General features: G+C 36.8%; 19 protein-coding genes and 1 pseudogene. 4 read left to right on the top strand and 16 right to left on the bottom strand.

Annotation, left to right across the window (positions count from 1 at the left end; all coding sequences use genetic code 11):
- Window positions 1–389: 389 nt before the first annotated feature.
- From D9842_RS18135 to lepB, 7 genes are all read right to left on the bottom strand, one after another.
- Complete coding sequence (locus D9842_RS18135) at window positions 390–827, bottom strand: SMI1/KNR4 family protein (protein WP_121663715.1); 438 nt, start codon at window positions 825–827, stop codon at window positions 390–392.
- Window positions 828–832: 5 nt separating this feature from the next.
- On the bottom strand, window positions 833–2599 hold the full coding sequence (locus tag D9842_RS26575) for a hypothetical protein (RefSeq protein WP_306821490.1): 1767 nt from the start codon (window positions 2597–2599) through the stop codon (window positions 833–835).
- Window positions 2596–2904, bottom strand: a complete 309-nt coding sequence (locus tag D9842_RS18145) for a hypothetical protein (protein ID WP_098794741.1) — start codon at window positions 2902–2904, stop codon at window positions 2596–2598. Before D9842_RS18145 ends, D9842_RS26575 begins: the two co-directional genes overlap by 4 nt.
- Before the next feature lie 26 nt (window positions 2905–2930).
- The gene (locus D9842_RS18150) at window positions 2931–3140 is read right to left on the bottom strand and encodes a hypothetical protein (RefSeq protein WP_121663716.1); all 210 of its coding nucleotides are present in this window, start codon (window positions 3138–3140) and stop codon (window positions 2931–2933) included.
- Window positions 3140–3844: a DUF4176 domain-containing protein gene (locus D9842_RS18155; RefSeq protein WP_121663717.1), complete on the bottom strand. Its 705-nt coding sequence runs from the start codon at window positions 3842–3844 to the stop codon at window positions 3140–3142. The genes D9842_RS18150 and D9842_RS18155 overlap by 1 nt, the downstream gene beginning before the upstream one ends.
- 798 nt (window positions 3845–4642) lie before the next feature.
- Window positions 4643–5164, bottom strand: a complete 522-nt coding sequence (locus D9842_RS18160; RefSeq protein WP_121663718.1) for a hypothetical protein — start codon at window positions 5162–5164, stop codon at window positions 4643–4645.
- Between the two features lie 82 nt (window positions 5165–5246).
- Window positions 5247–5795 (bottom strand): signal peptidase I, encoded by a 549-nt coding sequence (gene lepB, locus D9842_RS18165; RefSeq protein WP_121663719.1) that lies wholly within the window; start codon window positions 5793–5795, stop codon window positions 5247–5249.
- 204 nt (window positions 5796–5999) lie between these two features.
- On the opposite strand from lepB, the gene D9842_RS18170 reads away from it, so the two are divergent.
- Window positions 6000–7292 (top strand): M48 family metallopeptidase, encoded by a 1293-nt coding sequence (locus D9842_RS18170; RefSeq protein WP_121663720.1) that lies wholly within the window; start codon window positions 6000–6002, stop codon window positions 7290–7292.
- 201 nt (window positions 7293–7493) lie between these two features.
- Here D9842_RS18170 and D9842_RS18175 read toward each other — a convergent pair whose 3' ends face one another.
- On the bottom strand, window positions 7494–8849 hold the full coding sequence (locus D9842_RS18175; protein WP_121663721.1) for a DUF5667 domain-containing protein: 1356 nt from the start codon (window positions 8847–8849) through the stop codon (window positions 7494–7496).
- A 313-nt stretch (window positions 8850–9162) separates the two neighbouring features.
- Entirely contained in the window at window positions 9163–10407 is a 1245-nt protein-coding gene (locus D9842_RS18180; RefSeq protein ID WP_121663722.1) for a NupC/NupG family nucleoside CNT transporter, read from the bottom strand.
- 306 nt (window positions 10408–10713) lie between these two features.
- Here D9842_RS18180 and D9842_RS18190 point away from each other — a divergent pair, with 306 nt between their 5' ends.
- Window positions 10714–11475, top strand: a complete 762-nt coding sequence (locus D9842_RS18190; RefSeq protein ID WP_121663724.1) for a TrmB family transcriptional regulator — start codon at window positions 10714–10716, stop codon at window positions 11473–11475.
- A gap of 35 nt (window positions 11476–11510) precedes the next feature.
- On the opposite strand, the gene D9842_RS18195 is transcribed toward D9842_RS18190, so the two are convergent.
- The 3 genes from D9842_RS18195 to D9842_RS18205 are packed head-to-tail and all read right to left on the bottom strand — an operon-like array spanning window position 11511 to window position 14947.
- Window positions 11511–12794, bottom strand: coding sequence for an NCS2 family permease (locus D9842_RS18195; protein WP_121663725.1), 1284 nt, complete (start codon window positions 12792–12794; stop codon window positions 11511–11513).
- A 15-nt stretch (window positions 12795–12809) separates the two neighbouring features.
- The gene (locus D9842_RS18200) at window positions 12810–13622 is read right to left on the bottom strand and encodes a purine-nucleoside phosphorylase (RefSeq protein WP_121663726.1); all 813 of its coding nucleotides are present in this window, start codon (window positions 13620–13622) and stop codon (window positions 12810–12812) included.
- Between the two features lie 17 nt (window positions 13623–13639).
- The gene (locus tag D9842_RS18205; protein WP_121663727.1) at window positions 13640–14947 is read right to left on the bottom strand and encodes an amidohydrolase family protein; all 1308 of its coding nucleotides are present in this window, start codon (window positions 14945–14947) and stop codon (window positions 13640–13642) included.
- A gap of 829 nt (window positions 14948–15776) precedes the next feature.
- Between D9842_RS18205 and D9842_RS18210 the strand changes: the two genes are divergently transcribed.
- Entirely contained in the window at window positions 15777–17732 is a 1956-nt protein-coding gene (locus tag D9842_RS18210; protein ID WP_121663728.1) for a methyl-accepting chemotaxis protein, read from the top strand.
- 136 nt (window positions 17733–17868) lie between these two features.
- Here the strand turns inward: D9842_RS18210 and D9842_RS18215 are convergent, their stop codons facing one another.
- Complete coding sequence (locus D9842_RS18215) at window positions 17869–19326, bottom strand: phospholipase D family protein (RefSeq protein ID WP_121663729.1); 1458 nt, start codon at window positions 19324–19326, stop codon at window positions 17869–17871.
- A gap of 213 nt (window positions 19327–19539) precedes the next feature.
- Here D9842_RS18215 and D9842_RS26040 point away from each other — a divergent pair, with 213 nt between their 5' ends.
- Window positions 19540–19713, top strand: coding sequence for a hypothetical protein (locus D9842_RS26040; RefSeq protein WP_162987495.1), 174 nt, complete (start codon window positions 19540–19542; stop codon window positions 19711–19713).
- Window positions 19714–19898: 185 nt separating this feature from the next.
- Here the strand turns inward: D9842_RS26040 and D9842_RS18225 are convergent, their stop codons facing one another.
- The 3 genes and pseudogenes from D9842_RS18225 to D9842_RS18235 form a co-directional block, all read right to left on the bottom strand.
- Entirely contained in the window at window positions 19899–20723 is an 825-nt protein-coding gene (locus tag D9842_RS18225) for a carbohydrate ABC transporter permease (RefSeq protein ID WP_121663731.1), read from the bottom strand.
- Window positions 20720–21576 (bottom strand): annotated as a pseudogene (locus D9842_RS18230) (carbohydrate ABC transporter permease). Before D9842_RS18230 ends, D9842_RS18225 begins: the two are co-directional and overlap by 4 nt.
- A 74-nt stretch (window positions 21577–21650) precedes the next feature.
- Complete coding sequence (locus tag D9842_RS18235; RefSeq protein WP_121663732.1) at window positions 21651–22931, bottom strand: ABC transporter substrate-binding protein; 1281 nt, start codon at window positions 22929–22931, stop codon at window positions 21651–21653.
- Between the last annotated feature and the right edge of the window lie 50 nt (window positions 22932–22981).

A 22981-nucleotide genomic window follows, 5' to 3' on the forward strand; every position in this document is an offset into this window, starting at 1 on the left:
TCATCTCGCCTATTTATCGTACTTCTCTCGCAAAGCAAGTATTAAAACAGAATGCCTTGATGGTACTACCTTCATGAGTTATGAATTTCATGTAGACATTTTAATTTGTCCAAAGTTACATTTCTAACAAAAAGCACTTGTTGCCATAAGTAGACAATCAAGTGCTCTATTCAATGTTTTACTTCCTATATAATTTAGTTGTGCAACGTAAGATTTCCATAAATAAAATCTATAAAGAGTCTTAAAAACATCTACATCATTTTCGTTTAATACTGCTTTTATTTCATTACCTTTAAAACAACTTTTCAAGCGTAACAGTCCATACGTGAGTAGTATGTGTGGACTATTTTACGCTTACTTTTATATTTTATTGCTGAGAACCCGAAGTATTAATCAACCATATCCCTAAAGTACTCTGCATTCTCATCAACCTTTCTTATAAATTCCTCCAATGAACCAGCAATTTGGGTTTCAAAAAAATATACAGGAGTTTGTTGTGGAGTATTTAAATCAAGAGTTAAATATACACCCTCGTTTACTTCATAAAACACTAATTTATCATCGTCCTCATATATTCCTTCTAAATCTGGATCAAACTCGTAAATACCTTCTCTCAAAGTAATATCAGCTATAGTATCTGGATCCATAATTCTATTTATTGCGTTCCCATCGCTTCCTTTTATAAAGCCATACCCAACTTCTAAGTAAAAATCTCTAAGTTCATTAGGTAACTCAAACCCAAGTCTTTCTTCCGCATCTAACAGTTCGTTTTCTTGTAGTCTAATAAATTTATGCTTATCATTTTTCACAAAATCAAATGTAGCCATTAAAACTACCTCCTTGGAAATAACTTATTTGATGGCGAACCCTTACCATGAATCCCCGCCTGGTGTTCATCAGGAAATTTAGCGGGATGTATATTCCACCATTCGTGAGGACCGCCAAAATTATTTTCTATAATATGATGAGCATCATATGGTTGACCTATATCCCTTGCTAATCTACCTTTTTTATCATAAATTTCCTCAGTATATCTTGGCCAAGTTTGTCCCGTGTTTTCTTCCCATTCTTTAATCAATTTATTTTTCACACTATTGAATTTATTCCTGTGTTTTAAAGTTTCCAATGGTGTCATTTTTTCATATTTATTTTCTCTTAAAGTATCCTTTAATTTTTCTATTTGTGATTTATGAAGTTTCAATCCAGTTTTTGACTCAACATCTCTAATATAATCTTTAGCTAAATCGTAATCAATTTTTACCGTACCCTTAGTACCATCCCCAGTCCCCTTCTCCTCAACCTTCACAGCAGACATAGAAACAACCGAATCAATCCGATCTTCCACCGTCGACCTACTAAACACATTCACAGGCACTGAATTCGCCGTACTCATTTGAAAGGACTGATTAGGAAATAAGGTTCTGCCTAAGAAATTAGTGACGTCATCGACAAATTGGGTTCCACCGTTTTTTACATCTTTATATAATTCTACCGTTTCTTTCTTGATTCCTTCAAATACTTTGTTGTTTTGGACGATTTCTTTTACTTTTTGAGAGATGGCTGGGTTTACTGCTTTGGTGCTGTTTGCTTTGTCTTTTTCTACTTTTAGTAGCTTGAGGTATTTTGATTGGCCTACGTATGGGATGAGAGAGGTTGCTGCTCCTCCAGTTACATACATAATCCCTTCTTTTTCTGAGGTGTCTGATATGGATTGTGCTACGGATTCTAGGACGATGATTGGGTCGTCGATGATTTGCTCGAGCGTTCCGGCAAAGGTCTCTACTCTTGTGTTTGCCGCCTTCTTTAAGAATTCGGGTTCAATTGAGTCTGGTATTTTACTAGATATCGCGATGATTCCCGCATCAATGACAAGGCTAATCAGGCCTTCTGCGATTTCATAGATGGCAACACCTAATCCTTTTATGAAATTCCATACCCCTTCAACCGTTACAGAAACAACATCACTTACTCCTTCAAAGAAGTTGGTGTAGGTATCTTTGACTGCAGAGGCTTTGTTTGAGTATTCATCATCAACATTTTCAAACTTCTTTACTTTTGTTTCATAAAGGTCCCATAAACCTTCTATATTCTTTTCAAGCATTGCCTTGGAAGATTCAATATTCGTCCGAATAGCATCGAGCTGTTGTTTATTATGTCTGCTTCTTTCTATTTCTTCTGGAGTTGGATCGTCAAACAAACCAAATAAGAAGCTTGGAGACTTATGTGTTTCTAGGATCGCATGGAACATATTGTTGTTTACCCCTGATTCAATCTGTGTGAGGTTCCACCAGATATCGTTGCGATCGACTCTCATCATACTGTTTCGAGAAATAGGTGTAATGTAGGCTGTTGTATCGGTCACGTAGTTTTCAAATAATGATAAAAGGTCGTCTATTTGAGCTTGGTAGCTAGTAATATTTTTCTTTGATTGCTGAATGGTGTCATCCCAAACATCCAAGCTTTTTCCCGCGTTACTTTCTACATAAACAGCTATCGAGGTTAGGGAGCTATGCATTTGATTTAAGGCATTCTTGTATGTATGAAGTTGTTCAATAATCTGATCCAATATTCCATAGTTAATTTGTATGTCTCTTTTCATGACTGCCCACTCCGAATCATTTCACTCGCTTCTTCGTCGGCCTTCTTCATTTCTTCTAGCATTTCTTTACCAGCAGCATGAATAGCATACATATCCTTTAGCAAATCCTTATTGATATCATCATTCATATTATCTAGAATCGCATCTACTTTTTCAATGAAATCAGAATTAAAGTTCTTTAATTGATCTCTTGTGCCAGTACGGAAGGTGTCGGTATAACTACTAAACTCTTCAATACTTGATTGAAGTGTTTGTAAAGTGGTTTGTAAATCGTGAACACTCATCTTTATGTTTGTTGTTCCCAATACGTAAACTCCTCTCTACCAACTTTTTATCTAAAATGAACAGATTGAATCGTGGCAAGTAATTGATCAATCTCTGCTATCATTTCTTCTATCATTTCTCTCATCTCTTCTTCAACAGATGCATTTTCTAAGTCCATTTGCTCAAAATTTTTCTTAATCTCATATTTGGCATCCTCCAAAGACGAGCTAATACCAGAAACTATGTTATAACAAAAGCTTGACGTATAAAGTGCCATTACCTTTTACCCGCTCTTTCCTTAGATTGGATTTCAAGCTGAAGACGTTTCATGTCATGTGCTGAGAATTCGATTGACTTCATATTTTTTTGAACAATAAAATCTTCTTTAATAAGCAGAAGAAAGGCATCTTCCATATCATCTTTATAGCCTGTATGGATCACATTTGTAATCAAGGGCTCTGTAAAATAAATCGTTGTATCTTTCTTCATCTCTCCTACAGGGTAAATAGCACCACCGTACGGGAAATACGTTTGATACCCTGTTGGTGCTATGAAACGCTTTGTAATCACAACTTTGGTAGGTGAAGACGTTTGATGTTCCGGAATAAAATGAAGTGGATTAAGTTCAACAACTGTTCCTAGTGGTAGTACCTCTCTCATGATTTCAATACAGGATGTAAGAAAGAGGACAAAAAGCTTTTCAGGTAAACAAAAATATGTTTGTGCAAACTGAATCACGTGCTCATCATATTCTCTTCTATAAGTAATCTTTTCTCCATTTGTACATTGTATATCGTAGGAAGATCGCTCTTGCTTGTAAGCATAGTAAAGTTCTTGAAAGACAAGTTCATCATCAAGAAACACATCTGCAAACTCATTGATTGCCACACAATATCTAATCTTTGCTTCATTTGATAAAGAATCAATTACTTGAGCCACTTTTTCCATAGCGAGTGTTTTTAACTCCATTTTTTCATTCAACCCACTCACTCACTTTCATGTTAATTTTTTACATACATATGTATTATAAATGAAGTGGTTGGAAATTATATGGTAAATAATATCTAAAAATAACAGTTGCACATCTATGCTCCTAGATATATGTACTTACTTTTTTGAAGAAAACTAGTCTGAAAGGTTACTAAGCAAATAAAAAAGCGTCCTACATGTTGTAGAAGTAGTTCGGTTTTCAAGTACAAAAACATAATTAGCAAACAAATTTTTCGTGGCTTATCGAAGGTTTTCATAAATGTAACGTTATTTTAGCACCCTAATGTGCATACCTTTTAACAGGATGACAAAGGTTAGAATCAGTGTTCGAGTTTGTTTGCTAAATTATTCGGGGATCAAAGTGGTAGGTTTTGGATATTCAAGTTAGATATTAGACTCTCTGATGTTATTGATGGATAGGAATTGATAGGCGGAGAAATTCCGGTTAAAGTATATAATAGGTGCTTAAAAAGCCGATATAAGCGGATATATTCCGGTTAACTTCTCTAAATATAACCAAATCTAAAGTTTTGGTTCAGATAAGCGGAAAAAATCCTCTTATTTTGTGAGAAATGTTGGTTTTTCCTAATTTAAACGGAATTTTTCCGTTCATTTTTCAAGAAATACTACTATATAGTGCAAAAAATGCTTGGAGACACAATGTTCCAAGCATTTTTGCTAATCAATTATCTGTTAATTCAAGTGTGAATTACCGTTCAAATAGTATGGTTATTTCTAATTTAGCACTTCAAAACAGAACCCATTATATGTTGTTGAAACGTTTTTTTATCATTCATGCTCTTTTGACAAACTTCGGGGAGGCACCAAATAATTCGCAATCACTTTCACATTCTTCAAATTCTTCCCATAGTCCACAACAGTTGTGGCAACGGCAGGCTTACTTTGTATATGTACCTTAGATCTTTCTTCATCCACCTTCTCTACAAAAACGGATATCTTGTCTCCCCAGGTTAAGGCGTTTACTGCTGTTTTTGCACGGATCATACCTTCCTGTTCATTCTCATAGGTGATTTTCGTTCCGTTGATGGATAGAACAGCTTTTTTACATAGCTCGAAGGCAGAGTTGTATGGTAGGGTTAATTCCATTTCTTTTTCCTGCTTCACACTACTAGTACCTGATTCTCCAATTGACTTCATTGAAATTTTGTTAATGACCCCTACTATAATCGTCATTCCTAGTCCAAAAAAGAGACCTGCCATAACTCCTATTTCCAATTCTTGAAACATAAGTCCCATGATGACTCCAAAAGGAATGCTAGTGAAGAAAAACATTTGCAGCAGCTTCTTCATCCTTTATCATCCTCCTTTAAGCACACAAGTTAAACTAGACAGCGCCCCACATCGACAAATTTCGGAAAGTGACAGGCACCACCTACTCCGGAACCCCCACCGCATTCACAGGATAAAACCGAAACTTTACTTCTCCAATCACGGAGTCATAGGGAACGAATCCAAAGATTCTGCTGTCTTTGCTGTTTAAGCGGTTATCTCCCATAACAAAGAGCATGTCTTTTGGTACTTTTGTTTTTCCAGTGATTTCTTCGAGGGTGAAATCAAAGGTTAATTCTTCTAATGTATTATTTTCTTTATTTTCACTCAAATACTCTTCTGGATATTCTTTGCCATTGATAGAAAGCACATCATCTTCCATCTTAATAGAATCTCCAGGTAGACCTATTACTCTCTTAATATAGTGTTCTCCTTCAAGGTCTGGAGCATCAAACACAATGATATCAAAGCGCTGTATTCCTGATGTTTTACTCACTATCACCCGATCCGCATCATGAAAGGTAGGAGACATTGATTCCCCAAATACAGACGTTGGAGTAAAGATAAATTGTCGACAAATGAAAACAATGATAATCGCAAGCGCTAATGTTTTCACCCAAGAAAGAATTTCCTTTTTTGTACTAGCTTTCATTCTTGATCTTCACCTCATATTTCTATTTTCTACAAAAAACACTTCCAATTTTAAACAGTTTTTCACCACTTAAATCATACCACATTTCTGAAAAGCATTTCCCACCCTTTCCCTTAAAAGAAAAGGTTGTTTTTCCATTCATTTTTACCTTTAAACATCATATAATAAAATTTGTCTGTTAGAAACTGTTAGGAGTTGAACAAATTGGAAAATAATAAAAATCTTGTCCATAAGCATGAAGAAACGCTATTTATTATTTGTATTATCGTCAGTGTTTTTATGGCATTATACTTACTTCTTTCGATCATTGGCGTTTTTATTGTATTAGCGATTGGGCTATTATCATTATTCTCACATGCCCTATCTATGGCACACATCCAATTAAACGGGGTGAGATTAAGAGAAAATCAGTTTCCCGAGCTTCACAGCAAGGTTATTACTCTTTGTCAAAAGATGAATTTAGATAAAATACCTGAAGTGTATGTGATTGAATCTGGTGGACTTTTAAATGCATTTGCTACAAAAGTTCTAGCATTATTCGGGAAAAACATGGTTGTGCTATATTCTGATTTCATTGATATTGCAGACGATTCAGAGGACTTCGATATTGATTACATCATCGCTCACGAGTTAGCTCACATTAAAAGAAATCATATCGCTAAAAGTATCCTACTCTCATTATCTATGTGGGTACCATTCTTAGGCACAAGTTATTCAAGAATGGCAGAATATACATGTGACCGCATGGCAGCTTATTATACAGAAAAACCGGAAAATGCTATAAACGGTCTTTTAGTTCTAGCTGCTGGTAGAAGGCTTTATAACAAAGTTAATATTCAAGAATATTTAACGCAATACAACGAAAAACGGGGGATTTTTGCTATTTTAACTGAGCTACTATCAACACACCCTCCTATTCCAAAGCGAATTCATGAGATTGAACGTTTCACATACGGAGAACCTTCCGTACAGCTTAAAAGCAGAACAAAGAGAATTGTTCTGTTAATGTTCGTTATCTTTGTTGTTATTCCTACAATTTTCATTGGTATTGGTGTAGGAACAGCAGTTGTTCTATCACAATTTGGCAGCAAGTTAGAAGAATTTTTCATGGAAAGTGACTACGGGTATAGCTATGAGTATACTCCTTTAATGCAGGCTGTAATTGATGCTGATCAAGCAGAAGTGGAGGACCTTTTACAAAGTGGTGAAGACCCTAATGAGATAAATGAGTATGAAGAAAGTGTCCTAATGATTGCTGTTGATAATAATCGTGGAGACCTTATTCCCTTACTCGTAGAATATGGAGCAGATCCTAACTGGCAAGATAGCTGGGGATGGACGGCATTAATGACTGCTGTTTATGACGAGGATACTGCTTCTATTAAAAGATTATTAGATGCAGGTGCAGATCCTACTCTTACTGATTCTGAGGGGATATCCGCTGTTGATCATGCTTATGATATTGGGAATGATGAGATTATTGAGTTGTTGAATTAAGGGGACAGGTTCCTTGTCCCATTTTATAAAGTGAAAATTTTACCCCGTCTAGTTGACGGGGTTATTTTTGTTACATTAATTTCACTAATGTTCATTTTCAATAGGATCATTTTGTAAAGTTACAACTAATCTTTCCCTTTTACATCCTCCGTAATCGGTGGATAAAGCTTTCTTCCAAACACCGAAAACTAAACTCTATTCTTAATTATCTTTACCTTTATCACCGTTTGTATTTTTATTATCAGCTTTTTGCTTATTTTCGTTCGCTTTCTGTTGAGCTTCTTGTTTTTTCTCATTAGCTTTTTGTTGGTTTTCAGCTTTTTTCACGGAAGCTTCTTGCTTTTGTTCGTTAGCTTTTTGCTTATTTTCTGCTTTTTTCACTTGTGTTTCCTGCTTATTCTCGTTCGCTACTTCTTTAGTTTGAGCAGGCTTTTCTTCTTTCGGTTGCTTTTCAACAACTGATGTTGTAGTCACAGTACTCACAGGCTGTACGGCAGTTGTTTCTTCTTCAGTAGCGTTCTCTTCTTCTACCGTTTCTTCATTCAAATCTACTGGTTGTTCAGCATCCGCAATGTTCTCTTCTGTTTGCTCTTCTGCAACTACTTCTTCTGCTTCTTCACTCTTTTCACTATCTTCAAGGCCAAATTTAGCCGCTTTTTCCTCAAGCTTTGCTAGTTTTTTATCTAGTTTAGCAAATGATTTTTGGATATTTTTCATTAATGCCTTTTGTGCTGTAGGGTTTTTCACTTGAGATAATGCTTTTGCTAATGAGTCAATGTTATTTGCAAGCTTAACTTCAACCTCATCTTCAGTTTCTTCTAGACTTTCATCGGCATTTTCTGCTGCCACTGCTTCTTGTGTATCTGTTGCTTCAACAATATCCTCTGCAGATTCTGTTGTATCAACCGCTGCTTCTTCAGTTTCTATAGTGTCGCCCGCTACCTCTTCCGATTCAGCTAAGTGATTAGCTGCTTCCTCTTGAGTAGCAATTGCTGCATTAAGTAGTTCTTCTGCTTCTTCACTTTTACCTTCAGCTATTAATTTATTGGCTTCTGCAATACGTTCTGCTGCAAAATCTGCTAATAGGCGAGCTTCTTCATAGTCGTCAAATGTTATAGCAAGTCTTATTTTTTCCATCATCGTCTTTACAAAATAAAAGAAATCTCCCGGAACTAATGAAGGCTCTTCTTCTTGAATTTCTTTTTCAGTGGTTTCAGTGTCAGTAGCAGTATTCTCTTCTACTTCTTCTTCAATTGTTTCGATGTCGATAGCAGTACCCTTTTCTACTTCTTCCTGAGTTGTTTCAGTTTCGGCAGCAGTATTCTCTTCGTTTTCATCTATAGCTGCTTCTTCATTTTCTACTACATTTTCTTCTGTTGTAGTATCTTCACTAGTTGACGTTTCGTCACCTACTGTGATTGTTTCTTCTGTTACAGCTGAATCTTGCTGATCTTCCACACCTTCAGTTGCTAATGCGGCTGGTGTTATTAATGAAAAGATAAGTGCTGACGCGATTGGCCCGCAGACCAGAAATTTCTTAAACTTCTTGTACTCCATGTAATTTTCTCCCCCTAAAATGATAGTAAAATAAATCATTCGGTGAGAGCTGATAAGTATCTGTCCGTATCTAGAAGAAAAAACGGAGCATAGGGACTGTTATCTTATTCCATATGAAAGAGTCTATATAGTTTTCCAAAAAGATATGGGTACCTAGCCTCATTTTGAGATAAGTCTACATAGTTTTTTTCTAAAAAAAGCCCATACGAGATTTCTCTCGCATGAGCTTTCATCATCATAATATTCATAACGGGGAACACGGGACCTGTCCCTGTTCATCCTGGGACGAGGAACCTGTCCCCATGTCCCTTCCCTAAAACAACATCCCAGCGATCGCAGCACTTAAAAGTGATGCCAATGCTCCGGCGATAACACAGCGCACGCCTAGTTTAGCAATGTCTGGACGTCTGCTTGGGGCAAGACCACCTAAGCCACCTAGAAGAATTGCAAGTGATCCGAAGTTTGCAAATCCACATAAAGCAAAGCTAATAACAATGTTTGTTTTATCTGATAAATTAGCCATTTCAGGTGTGAATGCAGCATATGCTACAAATTCGTTTAAGACAATTTTTTGTCCGATAAAGCTACCAGCTTGAAGTGCCTCTGCCCAAGGTACACCAATCATAAATGCAATTGGAGCAAAAACCCAGCCTAGTATCATTTCTAACGAAAGTGATTCGAATCCGAACCAGCCACCTACTCCACCTAACATTCCGTTAACTAATGCAATTAACGCAATAAATGCAAGTAACATCGCACCAACATTTAGAGCTAGTCCTAATCCGTCAGATGCTCCGCGAGCTGCAGCATCAATAACATTTGCTGGTTCGTCCTCTTTATCATCAACTTCTTCAGATAGAGCTGATTCAGCTGTTGCAGCAGTTTGTGCTTCTACTGCATGTTTCGTTTCAGGAATCATGATTTTTGCCATGATTAAACCTGCAGGAGCTGCCATAAAGCTTGCTGCTAAAAGATATTCAAGTGGTACACCCATTAATGAATATCCAATTAGTACTGAACCTGCAACAGATGCAAGGCCACCTGTCATAACAGCAAAAAGCTCTGATTGAGTCATTTTTGCAATATATGGACGAATGACTAATGGCGCTTCTGTTTGTCCAACGAAAATATTTGCTGCCGCTGACATTGATTCTGATTTACTTGTTCCTAATAACTTTGAAAGTCCACCACCAATGATCTTAACAATCCACTGCATAATTCCAACATAGTAAAGAACTGAAATTAGCGAAGAGAAGAAAATGATAACTGTCAAAACTTGAAAAGCAAAAATAAATCCGATCCCTTCATTTCCTATTAAACCACCAAATAAGAATGTTACACCTTCATTTGTGTAGCTCGTAATATCTTGTATCTTCGTAGATAACCAGTTAAGAGCTTTTTGCCCTAGTTCCCATTTCAAAACAATGAAAGCAAATAAAATTTGAATAGCAAGTCCACCTAAGACCGTACGATAGTTAATCGCTTTCTTATTGTTTGAGAATAAAAATGCAATTCCTAAAATAAAAACAATGCCCATAACTCCCCAAAGAAAATTCATTATGGATCCCCCCATATTATTAATTTAAATAAAACTGTAATCCCTTTCATTTCACAATATGTCAGATGTCCTACCTCTATTAATTCCATAAAGTTACCACTCAGTTGGTAACCGCATACATAGAATACTATATTCGGATGTTGTTTGTCAAATGGGTGCCTGTCACTTCCCGAATTTTGTCGATAAGTGACAGGCACCACCCGAAATATGTCGATTCCCAAACCCTCAGTGGAATAATACCTCCATTTAAATTATTATATTTAGTAGATAGTATGTACGAAAATGTGGTTTGTTATAGGAGGATTTATGTTACAGAAGTTTGGTTTTTCACAATATGAAAGTAGTGTTTATGAAGTTCTAGTATCTAGTGAGGAACCGATGGATGCTACTAGCATCGTTAAATATTCAGGTGTTCCAAAATCAAAGGTCTATGAAGTGATCTCACGCATGATCGAAAAAGGGATGATACTAGATTCTGTTTCAGAAAACAAAAAGTATTATACCGCGTTGCCATTATCACTTGCAATCGAAAAATTAAATACAGAATTTCAAAAAGATTTAAAACAACTAGAAAACATCAATTTTCAAAAAAAGTCATATTATGATGAACATGTTTGGAGTTTGAAGGTTGATACCTCCATTCGGGCACAAAGCAAACAGCTTGTTCAAGACGCGAAGAACTCTATTCGAATTTCAACATGGAATGAAGACCTTGAAGAGTATTTACCACTATTAATTGAAAAGGAAAAACAGGGACTAGATGTCGAGGTACTTGTAGTCGGCAGCATTGACACACCTCTATCCAATATTCATGCCCTTATTCCAGCAACTGAACACCAGTCACTCGAACACTTTCGCTTAATTATTGTAGATGAAAAAGAAGTGATTTTCGCTGGTATGGAAGAGAATGCCTGGCAGGCCTTAAAAACCATGTCCAAACCATTTATTAAGATTTTTACAGAATTCTTCTACCATGATCTTGCACTAGCAAAAATTAATGAAAAGCATTATGATTTGCTAATGAGTGATCCTGATATTAAAAATACCCTAATGAAATTAAGGTATTAACAAGGAAAAAAACCACTCCAGAGTGGTTTTTTCTCCTAATGCAAAAGTAAAGCTGAAGCAACAACATTCAACAGAAACAGAGTTGAAATCACATAAATTAGAGGTGAAACCTGCCTCCATTTCCCAATGGCGATTTTCACAATCGGATACACAATAAAGCCGAATGCCAATCCATCCGCAATGCTCGATGTCATAGGGATACATATAATAATTAAAAACGCAGGAAATCCCTCTGAAAGATCATGAAATGGGATGTCTTTCACTGACGACATCATAAGCGCCCCTATTAAAATCAACACAGGTGCCACGGCGTTTCCAGGGATTAGTTGAATCAAAGGCATAGCAAAGATTGATAACCCAAACAAAATAGCTGCCACAAAAGCAGGTATCCCCGTTCTTCCGCCTTCAGAAATTCCTGCCGCACTCTCAGCAGATGCAATTGTTGGGCTTGTCCCAACTACCCCTGAAGCTATTGTTGAAATCGCAACAGCTTTGTAAGCACGAGGAAATTTCTTCATATCAGGCAGCATTCCGCTAAGTAGCCCCATATTTTCAAATAAAACAATCATTGTCATTGAAAAAACAGCGATCCAAAATGGAATTTGTAATAGATTCAGTTCGCTTAATTGAAATAAATTATTATTCGTTGTTTGGAAGTCCACGATACTACTATGATTTCCATCAGCAAGTGCAATTGTCATCACACTAGTCACAACAATTCCAATTAATAAACTACCTTTTACATTCCGAATAAATAGAATTAAAGTGATGATAATTCCTACGATTGTAGAGACTGTCACTGGACTATTCAACTGCCCAAGTGCCAACATGGTTGTCTCACTAGATTGGATGATTCCACCTTTTTGTAAACCTATAAAAGTTAAGAATAGTCCTATTCCAACGGTAATTCCATGCTTTAAAGAAGTCGGAACCGATTCTAGTATTTTATGTCCATACGACGACATGCTAACAAGAAAGAAAAATAATCCTGACAAGACGATTACCAACATCCCTTGTTGAACGGAAAGCCCTAGTGATTGAACCATCGTGTAGCTAAAAAAAGCATTAACTCCCATACCAGGAATCATAATAATTGGAGCATTCACCCATAAAGCCATTAGTAAACATCCTATAACGGAGGCTACAATGGTGGCAATGACCGATGCACCTAAAGGAATTCCGGCATCTTTTAAAATTAAAGGATTTGCCAATATGATATAAGCACATGTGAAAAATGACGTAAAACCTGCCATAACCTCCGTTTTAATGGTGGTCTTATTTTCTGCAAGCTGAAAGTGTTGATTTATTCGTTGAAGCATCATTCATTCCCCCGTCTACAGCTCGCTGACAATTTCTTTTACTAGCAATAAAAATTGAGCTTTAATGTTCTCGGTTGTTTCCATGACCTCTTCATGTGTTAAAGAAACTTTGGAAATACCAGCTGCCATATTACTTATACATGAAATACCAAGCACCTCTAACTCAGCATGTCTAGCCACGATTACCTCTGGAACTGTTGACATTCCAACGGCGTCTGCACCTAAAACACTTAAAAGCTTGATCTCAGCTGGTGTTTCATAGCTAGGTCCAAGCATACCAGCATACACACCTTCTACCAGCTTTATATTTGTTCTTTCCGCAACAGTTTTTGCTAATTGCCTTAATCCTTTTGAATAGGCCTCAGACATATCCGGGAACCTTACGCCATCTTCATTTGGACCGATTAACGGATTTTGAGAGGTCATATTTATATGATCGTTAATGATCATTAAATCACCAGGTTTAAAATTAGGATTAATTCCTCCAGCAGCATTTGTCACAAGAAGCTGTGTAACCCCAAGTGCTTTCATGATCCGAATTGGATATGTAACAGAGTCAAGAGAATGACCTTCATAAAAATGAAAACGCCCTTGCATGGCAATGACTTTTTTCCCTTTCAATTCTCCGATCACTAAACGACCTTGATGACCTGACACAGTTGACACAGGAAAATGTGGGATTTCATCATAGTTAATATAGGTTGCATTTTCAATTTCTTCTGCCAGTACTCCAAGTCCAGATCCTAAAACTAGTCCCACTGTTGGGGCAAACTTAATTTTTGATTCGATATATTCCTTTGTTTCTTGAATTCTTTCACTATTTTTCATTGTTTTCTCCCTTCAGGTTAGCTAATAAGTTCTCTTTTTAACCGATTTGCTTCTGCTATTATTTTTTCTTCATCAATCGTTAAGCAGCTTCCCTCTTTCACGACTTGTTTGCCGTCAATATACACATCACAAACATCGCTTCCCTTAGCTGCGTATACTAAATGCGAATATGCCTCACTAACTGGTTGTAAATGGGCTTTGTCATAAGGATCAATCGTGATAAAGTCAGCTTTTTTTCCAACTTCTAAGGAACCTGTATGCTTCATTCCAATCGCTTCTGCTCCGATTCTTGTCGCTAAAGCTAATGTTTTCTCAGCAGGTAGCTTCGTTGCATCTTTATACATTCCTTTTTGAAGTAAAGCAGCCACTCTCATTTCCTCAAACATATCCAAGTTGTTGTTGGAAGCCGCACTATCAGTCGCAATTCCCACTTTGATATCTTTTTCTAGCAGACTAACAATATCCGCAATCCCTGATCCTAGCTTCAAATTACTCATTGGATTATGAGCAACTCTTACATCATATTCTTTTAAAATGTCTCTTTCCTCATCATTAAGGACCACTCCATGTGCCATTACAGTTGGCTGATTAAATATCCCCAAGCCTCGAAGATATTCAACAGGACGAGCTCCGTATCGTTTTTCAATATCCAAAATTTCATAATCTGTTTCAGATACATGAATGTGGATCATTAACTCGTTTTCTGTGGCAATCCTAAGGCTTTCTGATAGAGCATCTGTTGTACACGAATAAGGACTGTGCGGTGAAACCATTGTCGTAAACCGTCCATCTGCGACAGTTTTGTATGTTTTAGCAAAACGCTCGGCTTCTACTAAATTGCTTTTTTGATCTTCAGGGGAGCCCATGCTAAAGATTGTATGAGAAAAAGCGCCTCGAATCCCTGTATTCACTATGGATTCCATTACCACATCAGAATCAATTCCATTCGGGTTAAACATATCCGAGAATGTTGTCGTCCCTGATTTTAGCATTTCTAGAATCCCAAGCTGAGCACTGACAGAAGCAATCTCAGTCGTATACCGCTGTTCAAGCGGCCATATTCTCGTCTCCAACCACGGCTTTAGCAGCATATCATCACCACTACCGCGCAAAAGAGTCATTAAAATATGTGAATGCGCATTAACAAGGCCCGGAAGAACCCATTTTCCTTTTAGGTCAATGACTTGGTCAACATCAGCTAATTCCTGTTTACCTTTACCTATATAGGTAATTCGCTGATCTTCGGTAATCATCATGCCATTTTCATAGACTTGGTTATCATGATCTAAAGAAAAGAATGTGGCATTAATATAAGCTGTTTTCATTCTATTGAAAATCCTCCTTCTTTGGTTTATTTATTGTATCCGCTTCCTAAAACAATTAGGTTACCACTATAAAGGTAACCTGTTTACAATGTTAATAGATTACACGGTAAGTGCACTCGTTGTCAAGGGGACAGGTACCTTGTCCCGGTCCTTGAAATTGGGACAGAGGGACAGGTTTTCTGTCCCTCATCTCGGAACGGTGGTGATTAAAGAACCTATAAAAACAAAAAAGCCCACACGAGATTTCTCTCATATAAGCTTTTTCTTCATTTTTATAGATCTAAAGATGTGAGTGGGACGAGGAACCCTAGTCACACGTCTCTTATGGTCCGAATTTATTCCTGCTGCAAAGCTAATTTAGAACTAAGAGCCTGAATTTGTGACTTTTAAAACGAAAAAGCAGCAAAATTAGCAAGAAAACGACGATCAAAAGGGTTCTCCGCATAAAGCAGACAGGTTTATCTTCGATTTTTGGCATTTTATCAACGATAAACAGACATTTATCTTCGGTTATTTAGCTTTTATCTTCGATTAGACAATTTCCGACAAACCCCACACATCATTCAAGTTTTCTAGTATGCAAAAAAAAGCCCATGCAAGACTTCTCTCATATGACCCTTCTTCATCTTCCTATTATAGGATCTAAAAACGTGAGTGGGCCGTGGTGCCTGTCCCCTCGTCCCACCCACGGCCCCCGCTTTAAAACTAGAAAAACTAGAATATTATGTCATAATCGACTTTTTTAAATTCAAAAAGGATTTTTCACCTTTATATATCCTTATTGTGTCCGATATATAAACTAATATAATTCACACAAAAGGAGCAGCTTATGAAAATCAAACACAAATTGCTTATAGCTTTTGCCCTTATTCTTCTCATTCCTTCGCTTACTGTAGGTCTGTTATCATACAACAGTGCAAAAAAAGAGATTAGAGAGGAACTTTTAGCAACAGCAAAAGAAAATATTATTCTTTTAAATTCTAATATCAACAATACGATTGGACCGAAGATTCACGATGCTAGCTTTTTCTCTGAACAAATTAAATCAGAGATGTATGGAGATGGTAGTGAAAATTCAGTTGTTGCTCAGAAGCTTAATCAATATATTGGTCTTCATCCTGAGGTGCAGGCTGTCTATATTGGTACAGTTGATGGAAAAATGATCACTTCTCCTAAACTAGAATTACCAAGTGATTATGATCCTCGTGACCGTCCTTGGTATCAAGACGCAGTGGAAAACAAGCAGGAAGTCGCAATTACTAGCCCTTATAAAGATGCAAGCTCTGGTGAAATGGTTGTGACCATTACAAAGTTCCTTAGTGACGGTTCAGGTGTAGTTGGAATTGATTTGAGTATCAGCAGGCTAGAAGAAACGGTTAAAGAATTAGTGATTGGTCAGAAAGGTTATGCGGTTTTACTGGATCCTAAGCAGAATTTCATTGTTCATCCTAATAACGAAACTGGAGAACCAGCGAAAGAAGAACATTATAGTGAGCTTTATAAAAAGGAATCTGGAAGTTTTAGTTATGTTTTAAATAACGAGGACAAAGAATTGCATTTTGAGACGAACAAAGTAACAGGCTGGAAAGTAGCAGGTACATTCTTTACGAAGGAAATCAGTGATTCTGCACAGCCAATATTGATTACCACAAGTATTGTCTTGGGCATTGCCGTCATTTTAGGTGGAATTGCAGTCGTCATTATTGTTTCCTCTATCACAAGAAGATTAAGTGATTTGCAGAAAAAGGCCAAGAAAATTGACGAAGGTGACCTTACGGAATTTATTGAAATAACCTCAAAAGATGAGATCGGTCAATTAGCGGCTTCCTTTAGTAATATGCAGACTAGTTTACGTAATCTTTTAATTAAATTAGGAGAAAATTCTACTCAGTTAGCTTCTTCTTCAGAACAATTAACCGCTAGCGCTGAACAAACTAGTCAAGGCGTAGACCAAGTTTCTTCTGCCATTATCGAGGTAGCAAGTAGTGCTGAAAGCCAAACAACTACTATTGATCGTAATGTTGAGGCTTTAAGTGAGATTTCAAAGGGCTCCTCATTGATCGCGTCAAATACGATCGCAGTAACAGAGTTAACAAAAGCCACTACTTCTAAAGCTGAGGAAGGTGAAGTGTCTGTTTCAAATACTGTTGGTCAGATGAAATCTATTTCACAATCTGTAAACGAGTCAAATGAAATGATTCACTCTCTATCAAAACGCTCAAAAGAAATTGGTGTGATTCTTGAAGTAATAAAAGGGATTTCAGAGCAAACAAATCTATTAGCTTTAAATGCTTCAATTGAAGCAGCTAGAGCTGGAGATGCAGGAAAAGGCTTCGCCGTAGTTGCTGAAGAAGTTAAAAAGCTAGCCGCGCAATCTCAAGAATCTGCAAAACAAATTACTACCCTAATTAATGATATTCAGCACGATACGGATAACACCGTAACTATTATGGTAAAAGTAACCGATGATGTAAAAGAAGGACTTTCTGTATCAGAAGAAGCTATTCAAAAATTCAAGGATATTCTATCAAGTATGAGAGATATCTCGCCACAGATTGAATCTATTTCTTCAACAGCACAGCAAATGTCCGCTAGTCTCCAAGAAGTTGAGGCATCAACAAACGTAATTGCTGACTCTGCAAAAAGCAATGCCGCAACAGCTGAAGAAGTTGCCGCAACAACAGAGGAACAACTTGCTTCAATGGAGGAAATATCAAGTTCTGCGCGATCACTTTCCGTTATGGCAGAGGAATTGCAGGGGCTTATTAAGAGTTATAAATACTAGGAATGGGTTCCTTGGCACATTTATCATATAGAGATTTACAGAAATAATTTCAATTTGCTTTATATAGGGATCTTTCCTTTGAAAGATCCCTATTTTCATATAAGAAAGAATTTTATCTATACAAATGTTTTTACACCTAATAAGTTGTCATTTGAAAAACCTTTTGCACAATATACATCATGTATTTAAATACCGATAAACTGTTCTGATATTTTTCATACTCCACCGTGTAAGTGCCGTCTTCATTGGTCCAAATCCGATTGAAATAATCATCAACTCCCTTTATTAATTTGCTGTCTGTAGATGCTTTGATTTTTATACTTTCTTCTAAGTTATAGTCATCAAGATTGCGAGATGTATAATTGGTCGAGCCTCCTATCACAATTGATTCTTGTTGACTCTTTATGTAGATGAGCTTTGTGTGGTATTGCTCTTTATTGGTAGCGTACCAACGGATTTTAATATTTTCATAGTCAACATTCTGTAACTCTGCAGCAATAGGTAGATTCGGCAATCCAATTTTTTCTTGGCCAAAGGCATTTTGGTTAGGATCTAGGACGATGTTTATTTTTACTCTCCGTTTAGCTGCTTCCTCTATGCTAGTGATGATATCACGGTCTGCCAAGTAAAACATGCCGATCCATATTTCATCTTCCTTTTTTGCCTTTGTGATGGCTTCTACTACATGATTCTGGACCTTGCCTTCTGTTAGAATCTGAGCCTTGACCGGTAATTCTTCATTCCGTAAGGTGGTAGGTTGAATCATCTCATCTAATTCTGCCTCTGTAGGAAATGCCTTTAAATTACCGCCCGAAAATTCAGCGATTGCTTTCTCCGCTTTTACCATATCCTTTAGGATTTCACCTTTTACTTTAAAGGCAATGTTGGAATGAAATCCGCTAGCATCATGAGGATTGGCAGATAGAATGAACCCAGCATCTTCTGAGATGACCACTTTTCTATGGTTTGCTTTGACGTTCAATAATTTTAAATAAGAACGAGCAGTTACATTTGGTGCGGAGCTTTCCACTGGATTTGGAAGCCAGCCAGATCCACCTTGTCCAAACCACTTAAATGCTGCTCTCCAAATACCAGAATAAATCAGATTAGGATCACGTAGTTTGTCTAAGTCTGTATATACCACTTCAACTCCACTGTCCTTTAGTGGATCAATTTGCTGTGCTTTATGTGAGCCATATGTTGTATTAATTTCATCGGTAATAAAAATGACTTTTAGGTCAGGGTGCTTCTCTTTTTGTTTTTTAATAGATTTCATTAATTTTTCACTAAGCTTTGGGTATGGTCGTTTGTTGTCTGTATATCCATTCACAAGAAAAAGATCAATTATTAGAAAATGCTCGGCTTCTTCAATTGTTTTAAAAACTTCCTTGAAAATGGAGTGATCATGTACTTCTTTTCCTTCTTTTTGATAGGTGAGGTCATATAAAAACTCCACATCTTGTTGGGGAATTGTGTGTATTGTACCTTGATAGGAAATGCCGGGTGGAAGGGGTTTAATTCTGTGATAAATCATGATGGATGTTAGGATCATGACGATCATACCAATTATGATCATCTTTCTTTTTTTGTTCATTGGATTCCCTCACATTGTTTTTTCTTTCTATACCCGTTTTATTTGGTTGAGAATCCTCGGGGCAGAAATACAATTGTAGTTCTTGCTTGTCTCGATAAAGCAGCTTTCACAAATTCCCCTTCTCCTCTCACCATTTTTTAACTTCCTATTTTTAATTTCCATAACAAACCAACCACCTGTTGAATATAATGCTTAAAAAGGAGGAGGATCATCATGCTAATGGAGTTACTGATTTATATGATGATTGGGTTAGTCCTTTCACTTTATAGATATAGTGGTATTACTCAATTTAAGGCGATTTTAACCATCTTTTTTTGGCCTCTTGTTTTATTACATTCTTACGTTGAATTGGTTGAGAGAGTTAAATATAAAAATAGAAAACGTTAAGTGATTGGGACAAAGAACCTGTCCCACGGAGTGCAAGGGGACAGGTTCCCTGTCCCGTTTCAAAAGGGTTTTGTAGAAAGCAAAAAGCCCACGCAAGATTTCTCTCGCATGAGCTTTCTTCATCAACTTCTGGTTGGGACGAGGAACCTGTCCCCGCGGCCCCCCCCATGGAACCCCAAGTCCCTTTACTTAACCGCTCCATCCGAAATACCTTTAATAATATATTTCTGCAGAAACATATATACAATAATGATCGGGATAATGGCAATGACTAGTGCGGCTAGTGCCAGATGCCATTGCTTTGAGTATTCACCAAAGAAGTAGAACATTTTTAGAGGAATGGTGTACATTCCGTCTTTGTTGATAACTAAAGAAGGTAATAGATAATCATTCCAAAACCAGATGGCATTTAACACAATAACAGTAACTGTTGTTGGTTTTAGCATTGGTAGAATGATATAACGATAAACTTGGAATCTATTGCAGCCATCAATTATTGCGGCCTCGTCTAGTGCCTGTGGTATTCCTCTTAGTGCACCAAAGTATAAAAAGACGGCGAGACTTGAGCCTAATCCTAAATACATGACCATTAACCCTGCTCGATTTAACATGTCTATTGCACCGAAAATAGATACGAGCGGAATCATGATTGATTGGAACGGAATCAGCATACAGATTGCAAAGAGAAAGTAGATTGCTGAACTCATTTTTCCTTTTCTACGTGATAGAGCATACGCAGCCATTGACGTACAAATACAGATTAAAATGATACTTAACGTTGTAATTACAAGTGAGTTAAAGAAACTTTGAATAAATTCTAGAGCAACAAATGCCTCTGGATAGTTTTCAAATGTTGCCTTAGTAGGGAATCCGAGAGTGTTGACGAAAATCTCTGATTTTGTTTTGAACGAGTTCACAATGACTAAGTAAAATGGATAAAACCAGAAGATCGACAGGACAAGCCCAAGCAAAATGAATCCATATGTTTTAGCTTTGTTTTGTGCAATCATAAGTCAGTCTCCCTTTTTCTCGTCATATATAGCTGAATGACTGATATGACAGTAATAATCAGTAGAAAGATAATCGCTTTTGCTTGTGCATAGCCCATTTGTTGAACTTTGAAGGCACTGTCGTAAATATTCATCGTTGCCATTTGTGTCGAGCTGAAGGGTCCTCCAGCTGTTAACGCCATGTTTTGATCGTACACTTTAAATGCATTTGATAATGATAAAAATAAACTAACCGTAAATGCTGGTGCCAGCAACGGGAATTTAATTTTCCAGAATCTTTGCCAAACATTCGCACCATCAATTGTTGAGGCTTCAATTAACTCATCTGGGATATTATTCAAAAACGAAATGTAAATAATCATGATATAACCGCTCATTTGCCAGATAAATAGAATCACTAATCCCCAAAAGCCTGTTTCTGTATTTGACAACCAGCCTTTAAAAAATTCTAGGCCAGTTAAGTCAGCAATTCCTTCAAAAGCCTTTAGAAAGATAAACTGCCAAATGAAACCTAAAATAATACCACCGATTAAGTTCGGCATAAAAAAGATTGTTCGGAAAACCGTATTAAATTTCCCCATCTTTTGTGTAACAAATAAAGCTAAAAGTAATCCTATAATATTGATTCCAATAACAGAAGCAACGGAAAATCCACCAGTGAATAGGAGGCTATAAAGAAATTGGTCATCCTTGAATAAATTTATATAATTGTCCAAGCCAACAAATTCTGTTACTTCAAATCCGTTATATTCTGTAAAAGAATAATAAACACCTTGGGAATGATTAAAACCATTGCTAATGCTAACAAACATGGTGCTAAAAAGATCCAATAGGTACTATTCCTCATTTTCATCTTGCTCACATCCCTTAAGAAAAAATAGTGAATGGAGGCAGATCAACATCTATACCTCCACTCAGTATTAGAAATTAGCGCATTTCTGTAAACTTAGAGCCTGTTGTCGCTGTGAAGTCATCCCAAGAGATATCGCCATTTAGGTATTTTTGATACTCTGGGAAAAAGGCTGTTGAACCGAAACCGTTTGGATATTGGTTGTGTGCCCAAACTCTTGCTTTCTCATCTAATAGCATTTGATAAACTTCTTTTGATACAGGATCTGAAATACTTGCGATATCATATCCATCATGTGCAGGGATGTATTTAAACTCCTCAACGATTTGTTGTTTTCCATAATCAGACGTGTACATCCAGTCAATAAAATCCTTAGATGTTTCTACAACTTTTTCATCTTTTTCTTTATTAATCCCCCAGAACCAAGAAGGTCCAGCACTAATAAATCCTTCATCATCACCAGAAACATATAGTGGTAAAATGCCTAGCTTTTCTTGTGAAAACGTTGGGTCAATACTATCTAGTGAAGGAACAATCCAGTTTCCTTGGTGAATAATCGCCACTTTATCATTAATAAATAGCTCTTCCACACTCTTACTATAATCTAATGATAAAATAGGCTGAACATTATATTGATTCACTAAATCTGTATACTCTTTCATACGGTCACCGTATTTATAAGTAAGCTCAGTTGCTTCATATGCAACATTTAAATCATTTTCAAATTCAGGTGCTGAAAAATGATTTGAAAACTGACTCGTTACCCAATCTTCTTTTCCGCTAAAGCCAAATACAGCTTCTAAGCCAAGCTCTTCTTTTTTACTATCAATTGTCTCAACCGCTTTAACAAAATCATCATAACTAGCAATTGATGCAGGATCTACTCCAGCAGATTTAAATATTTCTTTATTAATCATCCAACCAAATCCCTCAATATTTAACGGTATACCATATGGTGTCCCGTCAATCGTTGAGCCTTGTAACGTTCCATCAATTGCCGTTTTAGCTGATTCCATATCAGAGACATCTAAAAGATATTTTTGATATTTTTCTGCATCTGATAATCCACCTAATAAAAAGATCGCTGGTTCTTCATTTGAAGAGAATTTTGCTTGTAGAGCTGATGCCGCGTCCTGCCCACCACCTACTGTTGTTAGGCGAATGTCTACGTTTTCATTTTCACTCTCGTATTTCTCAATCATCGATTCTAACTGATCTTTTGTTTCTACTTTTATGTTAAAAACATCAACGACTACATCTCCGCCGCCTTCACCACCGCTGCTATTTGATGAACATCCAACTAATAATCCAGATAATAAAAGAGCTGTACCTAATCCTTTAATCACATTCTTTTTCATAGCCTACATTACCCCCAAATTTTTATTGGAGAGTGATCGTTATATCACTC

The sequence above is a fragment of the Metabacillus litoralis genome (assembly GCF_003667825.1).
Classification (GTDB): domain Bacteria; phylum Bacillota; class Bacilli; order Bacillales; family Bacillaceae; genus Metabacillus; species Metabacillus litoralis_B.

Bases quoted from the DNA above. Each gene is read 5' to 3' on its own strand.
- D9842_RS18135 (WP_121663715.1), bottom strand. From the start codon at position 827: ATGGCTACATTTGATTTTGTGAAAAATGATAAGCATAAATTTATTAGA.
- D9842_RS26575 (WP_306821490.1), bottom strand. From the start codon at position 2,599: ATGAAAAGAGACATACAAATTAACTATGGAATATTGGATCAGATTATT.
- D9842_RS18150 (WP_121663716.1), bottom strand. From the start codon at position 3,140: ATGGCACTTTATACGTCAAGCTTTTGTTATAACATAGTTTCTGGTATT.
- D9842_RS18160 (WP_121663718.1), bottom strand. From the start codon at position 5,164: ATGAAGAAGCTGCTGCAAATGTTTTTCTTCACTAGCATTCCTTTTGGA.
- lepB (WP_121663719.1), bottom strand. From the start codon at position 5,795: ATGAAAGCTAGTACAAAAAAGGAAATTCTTTCTTGGGTGAAAACATTA.
- D9842_RS18175 (WP_121663721.1), bottom strand. From the start codon at position 8,849: ATGGAGTACAAGAAGTTTAAGAAATTTCTGGTCTGCGGGCCAATCGCG.
- D9842_RS18180 (WP_121663722.1), bottom strand. From the start codon at position 10,407: ATGAATTTTCTTTGGGGAGTTATGGGCATTGTTTTTATTTTAGGAATT.
- D9842_RS18190 (WP_121663724.1), top strand. From the start codon at position 10,714: ATGTTACAGAAGTTTGGTTTTTCACAATATGAAAGTAGTGTTTATGAA.
- D9842_RS18195 (WP_121663725.1), bottom strand. From the start codon at position 12,794: ATGCTTCAACGAATAAATCAACACTTTCAGCTTGCAGAAAATAAGACC.
- D9842_RS18200 (WP_121663726.1), bottom strand. From the start codon at position 13,622: ATGAAAAATAGTGAAAGAATTCAAGAAACAAAGGAATATATCGAATCA.
- D9842_RS18205 (WP_121663727.1), bottom strand. From the start codon at position 14,947: ATGAAAACAGCTTATATTAATGCCACATTCTTTTCTTTAGATCATGAT.
- D9842_RS18210 (WP_121663728.1), top strand. From the start codon at position 15,777: ATGAAAATCAAACACAAATTGCTTATAGCTTTTGCCCTTATTCTTCTC.
- D9842_RS18215 (WP_121663729.1), bottom strand. From the start codon at position 19,326: ATGAACAAAAAAAGAAAGATGATCATAATTGGTATGATCGTCATGATC.
- D9842_RS26040 (WP_162987495.1), top strand. From the start codon at position 19,540: ATGCTAATGGAGTTACTGATTTATATGATGATTGGGTTAGTCCTTTCA.
- D9842_RS18225 (WP_121663731.1), bottom strand. From the start codon at position 20,723: ATGATTGCACAAAACAAAGCTAAAACATATGGATTCATTTTGCTTGGG.
- D9842_RS18235 (WP_121663732.1), bottom strand. From the start codon at position 22,931: ATGAAAAAGAATGTGATTAAAGGATTAGGTACAGCTCTTTTATTATCT.